This is a genomic window from Streptomyces sp. NPDC003011 (assembly GCF_053591515.1).
On sequence record NZ_JBSFTY010000002.1, the window covers coordinates 95,223 to 109,562 of the forward strand.

Consider the following 14,340-nt stretch of genomic DNA (forward strand, 5'->3'; position numbering starts at 1 on the left):
GACATGTCGGGCACTTTTTGAACTGACTGGTCAGTGCAAAAACTAACCCGAACTTTCGTTTGAAGCAAAAGTGCAGGTCAGGGCGGATTGTCAGTGCCATACCTCACGATGGGTACATACGGCCACAGTGCCGTCACACAGACGACAGGAGGATCGTCATGGCCACCTACCACGCAGCAGCCGCCCGTCGGCGCCGCGCAACCGGCCCTGCCCCCTCACTGACCGGCCCGGCGAGCGACGTGCATCCCGTGCTCCGCCGGGCGACAGCCCCGCCCGCCGCCCTCGACCTGCTCGCCCAGGCCCGCGCCGGACTGGACGAGGCCGCCGCCCTGGAAACGCCGAACGAGCGCTACGCGACAGCCCACCTCGCCGCCCTGCGCACCGCCGCGGCCGTGCTCGCCGCCCGGGGGCGCCCGGAGGCCACACCCCGACGCCGGGCCCGCATCCGCAGCGCTTGGGAAGTGCTCCCCGAGATCGCGCCGGAGCTCGCCGAGTGGAGCGCGCTGTTCGCCTCCGGGGCCCGGCGCCGCGCCCGGGCCGAGGCGGGCATCCAGGGCGCGGCCAGCCGTCGGGACGCCGACGACCTGATACGCGACGTGGCGATGTTCCTGCGCCTCGTCGAGCGCACGCTGGTGCTTCAGCCGGTCCTGCCCCAGCCGCGCCAGGACACGGACCAGCCGGAGGACCGGCGCTCCGCCGGCCGTGACTTCCCGGACGCGGGATGACCGGGCGGGCCGCGCGGACAGGGGCGGCCGGGACGGCCAGACCGACCGGGGCGGACCGGTCAGGGCGGACCGGTCAGGGCGGCCGGATCAGCGGAGTCGGTCGGGTTGGCGGGCCGGAGTCGCTCTGGCCGGCGGAAGCGCCCCGCCCGGTCGGGTGCCGTCGTGCGGCCGACGGACGCCCTCCTGGCCGGTCGGCGCGAGCAGGCAGGCGGGGGGTGACGGGCCAGGCCGGCCGGGGGGTGACGGGGCAGGCCGGCCGGGGGATGACGGGCGGGGTGGGCACGGCCATGACCGACCGCCCGAGAGGCGCTGGCGCCCGCCGTCCGGCGGACCAGGTCCACCGTGCGAAGGCCCGTGCCCGAGACGGTCCACGGGGCACGCCACCGCGGTGACCGGCCGCGGCGCGGGAGGCAATAGGGTGGGAAGCGCCTGAAGCCTCTCCCGATCCGCGTCCGCGGCGGGGAGGCGCCCGTTCGCTCCGCCGCGCAAGAGGCGGTGCCGCGCCGAGGAGTCAACTGCCGTGTCGGATCCGATGCGCCCGCCCGTCTCCCCCCGCCCTCACGCGACGTCGCCGCACTCCGACCCCTCCCGCCCCCGCGCCTCCCTCCGTACCGCCGTGGTCTGGGAGGTCCTCCGGGACGCCCTGGACCGCCGGGTCAAGGCGACGGGCCGGGAGTCGCTGGACATCCTCGACACCGGGGGCGGCAGCGGCAACTTCGCGGTGCCCGTCGCCCGCCTCGGCCACCGGGTCACCGTTGTCGACCCCAGCCCGAACGCGCTGTTCGCCCTGGAGCGCCGCGCCGCCGAGGCCGGTGTCGCGGACCGGGTGCAGGGCGTCCAGGGTGATGCCCACGGCCTCTTCGACGTGGTCGAGCGCGGCGGCTACGACGTGGTGTTGTGCCACGGCGTCCTGGAGTACGTGGACGACCCCGCCGAAGGCGTCCGCAACGTGGTGGCCGCGCTGCGGGCCGAGGGTGTCCTCAGCCTGCTCGCCGCCGGGCTGGGCGGCGCCGTGCTCGCCCGCGCCCTCGCGGGCCACTTCACGGAGGCCAAGCAGGCCCTCGATGACCCGAACGGCCGCTGGGGCGCCGGCGACCCCGTCCCGCACCGCTTCACCACCGAGCAGCTCACCGGGCTGGTCGAGGGCGCCGGCCTGCGGGTCGGCGCGGTGCACGGCGTACGGGTCTTCGCCGACCTCGTCCCCGGTGTGCTGGTGGACACCGAGCCCGGCGCCGTGGAAGCCCTGCTGAGGCTGGAGGAGGCCGCGGCCGAACTGCCCGCGTTCCACTCCATCGCCACTCAGCTGCATGTGCTCGGTGAGACCCCGGGGGACAGAGAGGGCTGAGCCGCCTCCCGGGATCGGGCCGCGGGGGCGCGTCGCTGATCAGGGACTTGGGTGTACATGGAGTACGCCACAGGCCCCCCGATCGGGCGCCCTGCGCCGTATGATCGAGGGAGACCGCCCGGCATGACGGGACGGCTGCTGGGGAATGGAAGACTCAGCGGGCCGCGACGTTCATGGCGGAATCCGGTTGGCCAATTGGCGTAGAGGGGCGGGTTTCACGGGGGCGATTCCCTGCCTATCCTGAAGGGACCCCCTAGTCGCCCCGGCGACTGCACGATGAGGAGGACTCCGTGCCGCTCTCGGAGCACGAGCAGCGAATGCTCGAGCAGATGGAGCGAGCGCTGTACGCCGAAGATCCCAAGTTCGCGTCGGCGCTCGAGGGAAGCGGGCTGCGTACGTACACCCGGCGGCGGGTCTACCAGGCGGTCGCGGGCTTCCTCGTGGGTATCGCGCTCCTCATGGCAGGTATGGTCGCCAAGCAGGTGTGGCTCAGCGTGGTGGGCTTCCTGGTCATGCTGGGATGTGCGGTGCTCGCGGTGACCGGCTGGCGCAAGGCCCCCAAGCCGGGTGAACAGCCCGCCGGTGGCCCACAGGCACCACGCCAGGGACGGCAGCGGCGCTCCATGATGGACCGGATCGAGCAGCGCTGGCAGCGGCGCCGCGACGAACAGGGCCATTAGCTCGACGAACAGCTGTCACCAGTACGTGAGGGGGTGACCACCCGGCGGGTGGTCACCCCCTCACGTATGCCCGCGCCACGGTCCCGCGCCACCGCCATGCGCCCTGTCCCGAGTCTCAGCGTCGGACCGGGCCGTACCGCACGCACGCACGCACGCGCAAGGGGGCCTCGGGGCGGTATCGCCCCCGGGGCCCCCTTGCCGGCGGCGGAGAAGCCTTGCCGGCGGCGGAACGGCCTGGCGCAACGGACCTGACCGCCGGACAGCCTCCGGACACCCTGAGGAGCGCCCTCAGCCCCGCTGACCCGACGGTCTGCGCAGCGTCGGCCGAGCCGCCGCCACGCGGGCCGCGAGGCCGGTCCACCACTCCGACAGTGCCCACGCCACCCGCTCGGTGGAACGCGGGGCGACCACCGCACGCAGCCTGGCCCCCCTGCCGGCGGTGGTCCGCAGCCCGCCCACGGCCCGGCGGACGTCGTCCGCGAGACCGGCCGTGGGCCGCGGCCGGGGCGCGTAGAGCACCTGTTCCACGGCGTCCGCCACCCGGTGCACCGAAGCCGCCGCCGCCGGGTCGAGATGCCCGAGCCGGACGATCCGGGCCGCCGCCTTGCGCGGCGTCTGCGAGTCGTCCGGCGCGATCCCGAAGTCCCACGCCGAGTCGGTCAGCTCCTGCCACACCGCCAGGGTGGCCGGTGCCGCGTCCGCCTCGCCGCGGCCGTGCCCGCCCAGCCGTACTCCACGGATCCGCAGCCGCCACAGCATCGGCGCCGCGGGGATCGCCAGCACGGCGAGTCCGGCGAGGACCCAGCCCAGCAGCTTGACGTACCACCACGGGCCCGCCACGGCCCACCACGGGGCGTCGTCGTCACCGCCCGGCGCCGCTGCCGGGGACTCGCTCGCGCAGCCGTCCAGCTTCCGCTGCTCCGGCGTGCAGGTGTCGCTCACCGAGGGCGCGGCGGAAGGCGCCGTGCTCGCCGACTGGGACGGCTCCGACGGGTCCGGGAGCGTGCTGCCGGACGCGTCCGGCACGGTGTACGACGGCACGGTGCCCCGGTTCGGGGTCGGCTCGAAGCGGGTCCAGCCCACGCCCTCGAAGTAGAGCTCGGGCCAGGCGTGGGCGTCCTTCAGCCCGACCGACACCGAGCCGTCCGCCTGCGGGGTACCGGGCGCGAAGCCCACCGCGACCCGGGCCGGTATCCCCAGGGAGCGGGCCATCGCCGCCATCGCGAAGGAGAAGTGGACGCAGAAGCCCTGCTTGTCCCGCAGGAACCGGGCGATCGCCTGCGAACCACTGCCCGCCTGCACCGAGGTGTCGTACTCGAAGCCGCCGGTCACGGCGAAGTAGTCCTGGAGCGCGACCGCCTGCTCGTACGGGTCCGCCGTCCCCGCGGTGACCTGGCGGGCCGTCTCGCCCACCACCGGCGGCAGCGAGCCCGGCAGGTCGGTGTACTCGCGGGTCAGGTCCTCGGGCGGGGGCGGTGCCGAGGCGAGCTGCTCGGCCGTCGGCTGCACTTCCAGGCTCCGCACGGTGTAGGTCACCCCGCGCGTGTTCTGGCCGTGGTCGCCGACGAGGGTCATGCCCTCGGGCTCGTAGCGCCAGTTGCCGTCGATCCGCACGCCGCTGGGCGGGTACGGCATCGGCAGCCAGTCCTGGGCGTACCAGTCGGCCGCCGAGACCGCCGTGTCGAACTCCGTGCGCTTGACGTCGGGGCCGAGGCCGACGGGGGTCGGGAACTCGCTCCGGGGCACGGCGGTGATGGACCGCTTGGACGGCTTCCAGGTGGTGCCGTCGAAGTCGTCAAGGGACACGATCCGCAGGTAGAGGCTGGAGGTGTCCGCCTCGGAGCCGGGCCTGAGGGACAGCACCTGACGGTCCTCGTCCACGTTCAGACTGTCGCGCAGGGACACCAGCGGGTTGACCGCGGAGATCGTGCCGCCGCTCCCGGTGCCGGAGCCGACGCCCGTGCCCGCGCCGTCCAGCAGGCCGCCGTTCATCGAGGGCAGGGCGAGCGGCACCACGAGGGCGACGCCGAGGGCGACCACGCCGATGCGCCGCCCGCTGCGGACCGGGGCCACCGCCCCGGACTCCTCGCCGGGAGCGTGCGCCGCCCCGCCGAAGACCCGGCCCCACTGCGACAGCCGCTCCCGCCCCTCGGCCAGGAGCAGCAGCAGATAGCCGGCCGCCGCGACCAGGAACCACAGCCAGTCCGCGCCGCCGTCGGCCAGCCCGGCCGCGACGGAGTACAGCGCGAGCAGCGGCAGACCGGCCGGGGCCGCGCTGCGGAAGGTCACCGCCAGGGTGTCCACCGCGAGCCCGATGACCAGCACGCCGCCGATGAGCATCAGCCGGATGCCGTCGGACTCCAGGGGCGCCGGGATCGCGTACCGCGCGATGTCGTCGGAGCCCCGTCCGAGCAGGTCGGCGAAGCGCAGGAAGGCGTCAGGACCGGGGATCAGCCCGACGAACGCCTGCTCGCGGGCGAAGGTCAGGGTCAGCAGGATCAAGGTGACCAGGGCCTGCGCGGCCACGGTCAGCGGCCGGGCCAGCGGCACCCGCCGGGTCGCCGCGCCGACGCCCGACTGCACCGCCAGCAGGAAGGCGGCCTGCAGGATCCAGGTGGCCGGTTCGACCAGCGGCAGCAGGGCGCACGCGGCCATCAGCGTGGCCGCCCAGGCGCACAGCGCCAGTCGTACCCGCCCGCTCATGACCACCCCTCCCCGCCGCCCGGCGCACCGACGCCGCTGCGCTCCCGCTCCGCCTGGCGCCACAGTTCCTCCAGCGAGGCGCCCCGCGGCACGCTCAGCGCCGTCCAGCCCGCCTCGCGCAGCATCCGCAGCCGTTCCCCGCTCCTGTGCAACGGGCCGGGCACATCGCCCGGTTCCCGCGTCCAGCTGTCACCGTCCAGCAGGAAGGCGACCGCTCCACCGCTGCGCTGCCGCATCCGGGCGGCGATCGCGGCCTGTTCCTCGTCGAGGTCGCCGAAGAAGGCCACCAGCAGCCCCTCGTTGCCGCCGCGCAGCACGTCGTACGCCCGGGACAGGCCCGCGCCGTCCGAGTGGTCGATCACCGCGAGGGTGTCCATCAGCATCCCGGCCGCGTCCGCCGTCTCCTGGCTCGCGCCCGCGAACCCGTCGGCGTTCTCGCTGGGCACCGAGGTGCCGGTGTCCGTCAACAGGCGTACCGAGAAGCCCCGTTCGAGCATGTGCACCAGGGCCGACGCGGTCGCCGACACGGCCCATTCGAAGGCGGAGTCGGGGCCCGCGCCCCGGAAGGCGAGGCCCCGGGTGTCGAGCAGCACCGTGCAGCGGGCGCGCTGCGGCTGCTCCTCGCGGCGCACCATCAGCTCGCCGTAGCGCGCGGTGGAGCGCCAGTGCACCCGGCGCAGGTCGTCGCCGTGGCGGTACCCGCGCGGGATCATGTCGTCCTCGCCGGCCAGCGCCAGCGAGCGCTGCCGTCCCTCGCCGTACCCCTGCGCCTCACCGCTGAGGCGCACCGGCGACAGCGGCTCCACGCGCGGGATCACCGTCAGGGTGTCGTACGTCGAGAACGACCGGGTCAGCTCGCACATGCCGAACGGGTCGGTCAGGCGCAGCTGGAGCGGGCCCAGCGGATAGCGGCCGCGCAGGTCCGAGCGGACGCGGTAGGACACCTCGCGGCGGCCGCCCGGTTCCACCCGGTCGAGCACGAAGCGCGGGCGCGGTCCCAGGACGTACGGCACCCGGTCCTGCAGCATGAGCAGGCCGGTGGGCAGCCGCGAGACGTTGTCCATCCGCAGATGGACGCGGGCCTCGCTGCCGGCCGGCACGCGCGCGGGGGAGAGCCGGCGGCTGCCGGCCACCCGGTAGCGGGTGCGGAAGAGCACGGCCGCGCAGAGCAGGGGCAGCACGGCCAGCAGCAGGCCGACCCGCAGCAGGTCGCTCTGCCCGAGGACGTACGCGCAGACGGCCGCGGCGACACCGGCCGCCAGGAAGGAGCGGCCGCGGGTGGTGAGACCGGCCAGGGCCGTGCGCACCGCGCCCTTGTCGCCCGGGTCGGCCTCCGCGTGCGCCGCCCCGGCGACCGTCATCACAGCCTCCGCGGCGGCTGCTGGCCCAACGCCGTCGCGCCACGGCCCAGACCGATGCCGCCCTGCTGGGGTGCCGCGGGCACCGGGGTGCGCTGCAGGATCTCCTGCACCACCTGCTCGGCCGTGCGCCGGTTCAGCTGGGCCTGGGCGGTCGGCAGCAGACGGTGGGCCAGGACCGCGACGGCGAGTGCCTGCACGTCGTCCGGCAGGGCGTACTCCCGGCCGCTGAGGGCCGCCGACGCCTTCGCCGCGCGCAACAGGTGCAGCGTCGCACGCGGGGAGGCGCCGAGTCTCAGGTCGGGGTGGGTGCGGGTGGCGGAGACCAGGTCCACCGCGTACCGCCGGACCGGGTCGGCGACGTGCACACCGCGGACGGCGTCGATCAGCTTCACGATCTCGTGCGCGTGCGCCACCGGCTGGAGGTCGTCCAGGGGGTTCACCCCGCCGTGGATGTCGAGCATCTGTAGCTCGGCCTCCGCGCTGGGGTAGCCGATGGAGACGCGGGCCATGAAGCGGTCGCGCTGGGCCTCCGGCAGCGGGTAGGTGCCCTCCATCTCGACCGGGTTCTGCGTGGCCACGACCATGAAGGGGCTGGGCAGCTCGTAGGTCTGCCCGTCGATGGTGACCTGGCGCTCCTCCATCGACTCCAGGAGCGCCGACTGCGTCTTCGGCGAGGCGCGGTTGATCTCGTCGCCGATCACGATCTGCGCGAAGATCGCGCCCGGCTTGAACTCGAAGTCCCGGCGCTGCTGGTCCCAGATGGACACACCCGTGATGTCCGAGGGCAGCAGGTCGGGCGTGAACTGGATCCGCCGCACCGAGCAGTCGATGGACCGCGCCAGTGCCTTGGCGAGCATGGTCTTGCCGACGCCGGGAACGTCCTCGATCAGAAGATGTCCCTCGGCGAGCAGTACGGTCAGCGAAAGCCGTACGACCTCGGGCTTGCCCTCGATCACACCCTCCACGGAACTGCGGACACGCTCCACAGTGGCGGTCAGATCAGTGAGGCTCGCTCGATCGTCATAGGTCGTCACCCGGCCCTCCTCGGCCCGTTTTCCGAGCCGGCGCACGCGATGTGCGACCGGCCCACCTCGAAACACGGACACCACGCGTGGAAAGTTCCGCGTGACGCCACCCCAGCATTCTTGCTGCCGTTACCGATTCGTGTCACTCGCCTGTGGACAACTGCCCGCACTATGTCGGGTCTTACGGTGTTTTGGGCGTCCCGAGGCCGGAAATCAACAGCGAAACGACAGGTGTGGAGGACGGTTACGCGGGTTCAGGCAGGGTCGATCTCGCGCAGCAGGCCGGTCTTCACGTCGAAGACGAAGCCCCGTACGTCGTCGGTGTGCAGCAGGAACGGCGAGGTGCGCACGCGCTGCATCGACTGCCGTACGTCCTGGTCGACGTCCCGGAAGGACTCCACCGCCCAGGCGGGACGCTGTCCGATCTCCATCTCCAGCTCGGTGCGGAAGTCCTCGGTGATCGACTCCAGGCCGCAGCCCGTGTGATGGATGAGGACGACGCTGCGGGTGCCGAGCTTGCGCTGGCTGATGGTGAGCGAGCGGATCACGTCGTCGGTGACGACACCGCCCGCGTTGCGGATGGTGTGACAGTCGCCGAGTTCCAGGCCGAGCGCGGCGTGCAGGTCGAGCCGGGCGTCCATGCAGGCCACGACGGCTACGCGCAGCACGGGACGGGCGTCCATGCCGGGGTCGGCGAAGGCGGCGGCGTAGCGCTCGTTCGCCTCGACGAGACGGTCGGTGACGGTGCCGCCGGTGGCTATGGCGGCTTCGGGACCTGCGGGGACCGATGCGGAAGTCGTCATACCCATGACGGTACTGGTCACGCCCGGAGCGGGCCTGTTGTGAGAGTGGACAAAGAACGTCATTGAGTCTTGTTGTGAGCTAACCCACACGGGTGACGAGACAGCGGCCGCACGGGTGATTCTTCCGGATACGTCGTATCGATCGCACCCCGGGCCGCGACGCGCAGGCCGGTTGATTGACCGCGCCACACCGTGGACTAAAGTGGCGCGAAGCGGGAGGCGAGACCTCCCTGCGGACTGATTTTCCCTGGAGATCCCGGCGATGTCTCCGGCGATCCCCCCACGTGCGCGGCGCGTACGTACGGCTCGGCCTCCTCCCGCTCCCGGCCGGCTGACGCTTTTGGCGCCGGCAGGCCTCCCCTTCACCGGGGGTCCCCCAGCTTGCCGGGGGAGGGCGGGGACCCGGCGGTGCGTGCGGCACCGCGCCGGACCTGAGAGGGCCCCTTGAGCCAGAGTCGACACGTCCCGGTGATGCTCCAGCGGTGCCTGGACCTGCTGGCGCCCGCTCTGGAACAGCCGGGAGCGGTGGTCGTCGACTGCACGCTCGGCCTCGGCGGGCACAGCGAGGCCCTGCTGGCGCGGTTCCCCGAGGCCCGGCTCGTCGCCCTGGACCGGGACAAGGAGGCCCTGCGCCTGTCCGGCGAGCGCCTCGCGCCCTACGGGGAGCGCGCCTTCCTCGTCCACGCCGTGTACGACGAGCTGCCGGAGGTCCTGGACCGGCTCGGCATCCGGCGCGTCCAGGGCGTCCTGTTCGACCTCGGCGTCTCCTCCATGCAGCTCGACGAGGCCGACCGCGGCTTCGCCTACGCCCAGGACGCCCCGCTCGACATGCGCATGGACCAGACGACCGGCGTGAGCGCAGCCGAGGTCCTCAACACCTATCCGGCCGGCGAACTCGTCCGGATCCTGCGCGCGTACGGCGAGGAGAAGCAGGCCAAGCGGATCGTGTCCGCGGTCGTGCGCGAGCGCGAGAAGGAGCCGTTCAGCAACAGCGCGCGGCTCGTGGAGCTGATCCGGGACTCCCTGCCGCAGGCGGCCAAGCGCACCGGCGGCAACCCGGCCAAGCGCACCTTCCAGGCCCTGCGCATCGAGGTCAACGGCGAACTCTCCGTCCTGGAGCGGGCGATCCCGGCCGCGGTGAAGGCGCTCGACGTCGGCGGGCGGATCGCCGTCCTGTCGTACCACTCGCTGGAGGACCGGCTGGTCAAGCAGGTCCTCGCGGCCGGCGCCGCCACCACCGCCCCGCCCGGCCTGCCCGTCGTCCCCGAGCGTTACCAGCCGCGGCTCAAGCTGCTCACGCGCGGTGCCGAACTTCCCACCGAGGAAGAGGTCGCCGAGAACCGGCGGGCGGCTCCGGCGCGACTGCGCGGGGCCGAGCGCATCAGGGAGGACGTCGGGTGAGGCAGGCCAAGGGGCGGGCAGTCAGGTCGGCGACGCGAACCCGGGGGAGGGCCAGTGAGTAGGAAACCTCAGCTCAGGGGGCGGGCGGCCCGGCTCGCGCGGCTCTTCCCGACGGCGACGGGCCCGGCACAGGCGGCCCGTACCCCCTTCGTCCTGCTGGTCGTCCTGCTCCTCGGTGGCGGACTGATCGGGCTTCTGGTGCTGAACTCCGCGCTCAGTGAGGGCTCCTTCAAACTGGACGACCTCCAGAAGGAGACCAAGAGCCTCACCGACGAGGAGCAGGCACTCCAACGGGACATCGACGCCTACTCGGCCCCCGAAGCCCTCCAGCGCCGCGCCCGCGAGCTCGGCATGGTGCCCGGCGGCGACCCGGCCTTCCTCGGCCCGGACGGCACCGTCAAGGGGGTCCCCTCACCGGCGAGCGGCGTCCAGCCGGCCTTCGCGCGCGCCCCGCTGGTGCTCGCCCCTGAGGCGATGGTCGACGGGGCCGGTCCGCCCGCGGTGCCCAGCCCGACGCCGACCCCCAGCGCACCGGTCGCCGCGCCCACCCCGTCGGCCCCCGAACCATCCGCCCCGTCCGCCTCTCAGCCCTCCACCACCACGACCTTCGGCAGGTGACGGAAGTGTCCGACAGGGAACCGCCGCGGCGCCGCGTGCCCGGGCCCGCACGCCCCGAGCGCTCCGCGCGCCCCGAGGGCCGGCGGCGTCCGGGTCCCGGTGCCCGGCCGGCCCGCCGCCCCGCACCGGCCCGCCCCCCGGCTCCTCCCGCCCTCCGGCTCGGCAGCCCCCGCCCCCGGCTGCGCCTGGTCGGCGTGGCGCTGACCCTGGTCCTGATCGCCTTCGTCGTACGGCTGCTCCAGGTGCAGGCCGTCGACGCGAGCACGTACGCCGCCAAGGCCGAGCGGAACCGGTACGTCGGCTACACCCTGGCCGCCGAGCGCGGCGGGATCACCGACCGGGACGGCGTGGCCCTGGCGACCAGCGTGGACGCGTACACCATCACGGCCGACCCCACGCTGTTCACCCGCAAGGAGCTGAAGGTCGACGACGGGCCCGAGCAGGCGGCCGCCCTCCTCGCGCCGATCCTCGGCGAGGACCAGGACACGATCGTCGAGAAGCTCAGGCCCGCCGACAGGAATCTGCGCTACGTCGTGCTCGCCCACCGTCAGACCCCGCAGGTCTGGAAGCAGATCAAGGACCTCAAGACCGCGCTGGCCACCAAGGCCGAGACCGACCCGGGCACGGTCAACGCCCTCGGGGGTGTCCTGGCCGTTCCGACCACCAAGCGCGTGTACCCGAACGGCGATCTCGCCGCCGGGATACTCGGCTGGGTCAACGCCGAGGGCAAGGGCGGCGGCGGGGTCGAGCAGAAGCTGAACGGCCTGCTGTCCGGCAAGGACGGCAAGATCCGGTACGCCCAGTCCGGTGGCCGCCAGGTGCCGACCGTGGGGTCCACCGAGACACCCGCCGTGCCCGGCAGCGACGTCGAGCTCACCATCGACCGCGACATCCAGTGGGCCGCCCAGAACGCCATCACCGACCAGGTGGAGCAGTCCAAGGCGGACCGCGGCTATGTGATCGTGCAGGACACGCGGACCGGCCAGATCCTCGCCATGGCCAACTCGCCCGGCTTCGACCCGAACGACCTGTCCAAGGCCAGCTCGGTGAACATGGGCAACGCCGCGCTCCAGGACGCCTTCGAGCCCGGCTCCACCGCCAAGGTCATGTCGATGGCCGCCGTACTGGAGGAGAACGTGGCCACCCCGGCCACCCACGTCGTGGTGCCCAACCGGCTGCACCGCGGCGACCGGCTGTTCAAGGACGACATCGACCACCCGACCTGGTACCTCACGCTCAACGGCGTGCTCGCCAAGTCCAGCAACATCGGCACCATCCTGGCGACCGGCCAGCTCGGCAAGACCCAGCGGCAGGCCAACCAGGTCCTGTACTCGTACCTGCGCAAGTTCGGCATCGGCGGCTACACCGGGCTCGGCTTCCCCGGCGAGACGAAGGGCATCCTCGCGGCGCCCGGCGACTGGTCGACCTCGCAGCAGTACACGATCCCTTTCGGCCAGGGTGTGTCTCTCAACGCGATGCAGGCGGCCTCCGTCTACTCGACCATCGCCAACGGCGGCGTACGCGTCGAGCCCTCGCTCGTGCGCGGCACCAAGGGGCCGGACGGACGCTTCACCCCCGCCGCCAAGCCCAAGGAGACCAGAGTCGTCAGCCCGAAGACGGCCAGGACCCTCGCCCAGATGCTGGAGTCCGTCGTGGACGACCGGGAGGGCACCGGCACCAAGGCGCGCATCCCCGGCTACCGGGTCGCGGGCAAGACGGGTACGGCCAACCGCGTGGATCCGGCCACCGGCAAGTACCAGGGCTACACCTCCTCCTTCGCGGGCTTCGCGCCCGCCGACAAGCCCCGGATCACGGTCTACTGCGCCATTCAGAACGCCACCGAGGGCAGCTACTTCGGCGGCCAGATCTGCGGACCCGTCTACAAGCAGGTCATGGAGTTCGCCCTGAAGACCCTCCAGGTCCCGCCCACCGGAGCCAAGGCCGCCAGCCTCCCGGTCACCTACAAACCCTGACCAGCAGGGACCCCGCCCTGATCAGCACCGAGCACCCAGGAACCACCTCGTGACAACGACCACCCCCGATCCCGGGAACCAGGGAACGCCCAGCCCCTCACTTCGCTCCCAGGCGGGTGGGCCCGGTACGCTCACCGCCGTGCCACACGCTGATCAGTCCCAATCCACCCAGAAGGGCGCACCCGTGACATATCCCGGGCCGCCCCGGCCGGTCCAGGTCTCCGCCACACCCCTCGCGGAGCTCGCCGATCAGCTGGGTGTCACCGCACCGCAGAGCGCCGCCGAGATCACGGGCATCACCCACGACTCGCGTGCCGTCCGCCCCGGTGACCTGTACGCCGCCCTCCCGGGCGCCCGCCTGCACGGCGCCGACTTCGCCACCCAGGCCGCCGGCCTCGGCGCGGTCGCCGTGCTGACCGACCCGACCGGCGCCGAGCGCGCCGCGGCGACCGGTCTTCCGGTCCTGGTCGTCGACGACCCGCGCGCGGAGATGGGCGAGGTGGCGGCCACCATCTACGGCCACCCGGGTCCCGATCTGCTCCAGATCGGCATCACCGGCACCTCCGGCAAGACCACCACCGCCTATCTCGTCGAGGGCGGCCTGCGGACGGCCAGGTCCACCGGGCTGATCGGCACGGTGGAGACGCGCATCGGCGACGAGCGCATCAAGTCCGAGCGCACCACCCCCGAAGCCACCGACCTCCAGGCCCTGTTCGCCGTCATGCGCGAGCGCGGCGTCGAGGCGGTCGCCATGGAGGTCTCCAGCCACGCCCTCGTCCTCGGGCGGGTCGACGGCTGCGTGTTCGACATCGGCGTCTTCACCAACCTCAGCCCGGAGCACATGGAGTTCCACTCCGGGATGGAGGACTACTTCCAGGCCAAGGCGCAGCTGTTCACGCCGCGCCGCAGCCGGCTCGGTGTCGTCAACTTCGACGACGAGTACGGGCGCAGGCTGGTCAAGGAAGCCACCGTCCCCGTCGTCACCTTCTCCGCCGAGGGCCACCCGGACGCCGACTGGCGTGCCGAGGACGTCGAAGTGGGTCCGCTGGACTCGACGTTCACCGTGATCGGCCCCAAGGAGGAGCGGATCGCGGCCAGGTCGCCGCTCGCCGGGCCGTTCAACGTGGCCAACACCCTCGCCGCGATCGTCGCCCTGGCCGCCGCCGGCCTCGACCCGCAGGCCGCCGCCGACGGCATCGCCGCCGTGCCGGGCGTGCCCGGCCGTCTGGAGCGGGTGGACGCCGGACAGCCGTATCTCGCGGTCGTCGACTACGCCCACAAGACGGACGCCGTCGAATCGGTCCTGCGCGCCCTGCGCAAGGTCACCGAGGGCCGCCTGCACGTCGTGCTCGGCTGCGGCGGCGACCGGGACAGGACCAAGCGGATGCCGATGGGGGCCGCCGTGGCCCGGCTCGCCGACACGGCCGTCCTGACCTCCGACAACCCCCGCTCCGAGGACCCCCTCGCGATCCTCGCCACGATGCTCCAGGGCGCGGCGTCCGTACCGGCCCACGACCGCGGCGAGGTGCAGGTCTTCGAGGACCGGGCCGCCGCGATCGCCGCCGCCGTGGCCCGCGCCCGGCCCGGGGACACCGTGCTGGTCGCGGGCAAGGGCCACGAGCAGGGCCAGGACATCGCCGGGGTGGTGCGTCCCTTCGACGACCGCCAGGTGCTTCGCGAAGCTATCCAGAAGACCCAGGGATGAA

At 73.1% G+C, this 14,340-nt stretch carries 11 protein-coding genes; 7 read left to right on the forward strand and 4 right to left on the reverse strand.

Annotated elements, in window-relative coordinates:
- Positions 1 to 158 precede the first annotated feature (158 nt).
- From ACWD0J_RS01810 to ACWD0J_RS01820, 3 genes are all read left to right on the forward strand, one after another.
- On the forward strand, positions 159 to 725 hold the full coding sequence (locus ACWD0J_RS01810; protein WP_451493724.1) for an SAV_6107 family HEPN domain-containing protein: 567 nt from the start codon (positions 159 to 161) through the stop codon (positions 723 to 725).
- A 520-nt stretch (positions 726 to 1,245) separates the two neighbouring features.
- Entirely contained in the window at positions 1,246 to 2,070 is an 825-nt protein-coding gene (locus ACWD0J_RS01815) for a methyltransferase (RefSeq protein WP_451493725.1), read from the forward strand.
- A 290-nt stretch (positions 2,071 to 2,360) separates the two neighbouring features.
- On the forward strand, positions 2,361 to 2,750 hold the full coding sequence (locus ACWD0J_RS01820) for a DUF3040 domain-containing protein (RefSeq protein WP_286061858.1): 390 nt from the start codon (positions 2,361 to 2,363) through the stop codon (positions 2,748 to 2,750).
- 288 nt (positions 2,751 to 3,038) lie between these two features.
- Here the strand turns inward: ACWD0J_RS01820 and ACWD0J_RS01825 are convergent, their stop codons facing one another.
- From ACWD0J_RS01825 to ACWD0J_RS01840, 4 genes are all read right to left on the reverse strand, one after another.
- Entirely contained in the window at positions 3,039 to 5,453 is a 2,415-nt protein-coding gene (locus tag ACWD0J_RS01825) for a transglutaminaseTgpA domain-containing protein (RefSeq protein ID WP_451493726.1), read from the reverse strand.
- Positions 5,450 to 6,814 (reverse strand): DUF58 domain-containing protein, encoded by a 1,365-nt coding sequence (locus ACWD0J_RS01830; protein WP_451493727.1) that lies wholly within the window; start codon positions 6,812 to 6,814, stop codon positions 5,450 to 5,452. Before ACWD0J_RS01830 ends, ACWD0J_RS01825 begins: the two co-directional genes overlap by 4 nt.
- Positions 6,814 to 7,848, reverse strand: a complete 1,035-nt coding sequence (locus ACWD0J_RS01835; protein ID WP_451493728.1) for an AAA family ATPase — start codon at positions 7,846 to 7,848, stop codon at positions 6,814 to 6,816. The genes ACWD0J_RS01830 and ACWD0J_RS01835 overlap by 1 nt, the downstream gene beginning before the upstream one ends.
- A gap of 245 nt (positions 7,849 to 8,093) precedes the next feature.
- Positions 8,094 to 8,705: a beta-class carbonic anhydrase gene (locus ACWD0J_RS01840; protein ID WP_451493729.1), complete on the reverse strand. Its 612-nt coding sequence runs from the start codon at positions 8,703 to 8,705 to the stop codon at positions 8,094 to 8,096.
- A gap of 381 nt (positions 8,706 to 9,086) precedes the next feature.
- Here ACWD0J_RS01840 and rsmH point away from each other — a divergent pair, with 381 nt between their 5' ends.
- From rsmH to ACWD0J_RS01860, 4 genes are all read left to right on the forward strand, one after another.
- Positions 9,087 to 10,043 (forward strand): 16S rRNA (cytosine(1402)-N(4))-methyltransferase RsmH, encoded by a 957-nt coding sequence (rsmH, locus tag ACWD0J_RS01845; protein ID WP_451493730.1) that lies wholly within the window; start codon positions 9,087 to 9,089, stop codon positions 10,041 to 10,043.
- Positions 10,044 to 10,097: 54 nt separating this feature from the next.
- Positions 10,098 to 10,661 (forward strand): septum formation initiator family protein, encoded by a 564-nt coding sequence (locus ACWD0J_RS01850; protein ID WP_451493731.1) that lies wholly within the window; start codon positions 10,098 to 10,100, stop codon positions 10,659 to 10,661.
- A gap of 5 nt (positions 10,662 to 10,666) precedes the next feature.
- Positions 10,667 to 12,634 carry a peptidoglycan D,D-transpeptidase FtsI family protein gene (locus ACWD0J_RS01855; protein WP_451493732.1) on the forward strand — a complete coding sequence of 656 codons (1,968 nt, stop codon included), beginning with the start codon at positions 10,667 to 10,669 and terminating at the stop codon, positions 12,632 to 12,634.
- Positions 12,635 to 12,818: 184 nt separating this feature from the next.
- A complete protein-coding gene (locus tag ACWD0J_RS01860) occupies positions 12,819 to 14,339 on the forward strand; it encodes a UDP-N-acetylmuramoyl-L-alanyl-D-glutamate--2,6-diaminopimelate ligase (RefSeq protein ID WP_451493733.1) in 1,521 nt (506 codons plus the stop codon).
- Position 14,340 lies beyond the last annotated feature (1 nt).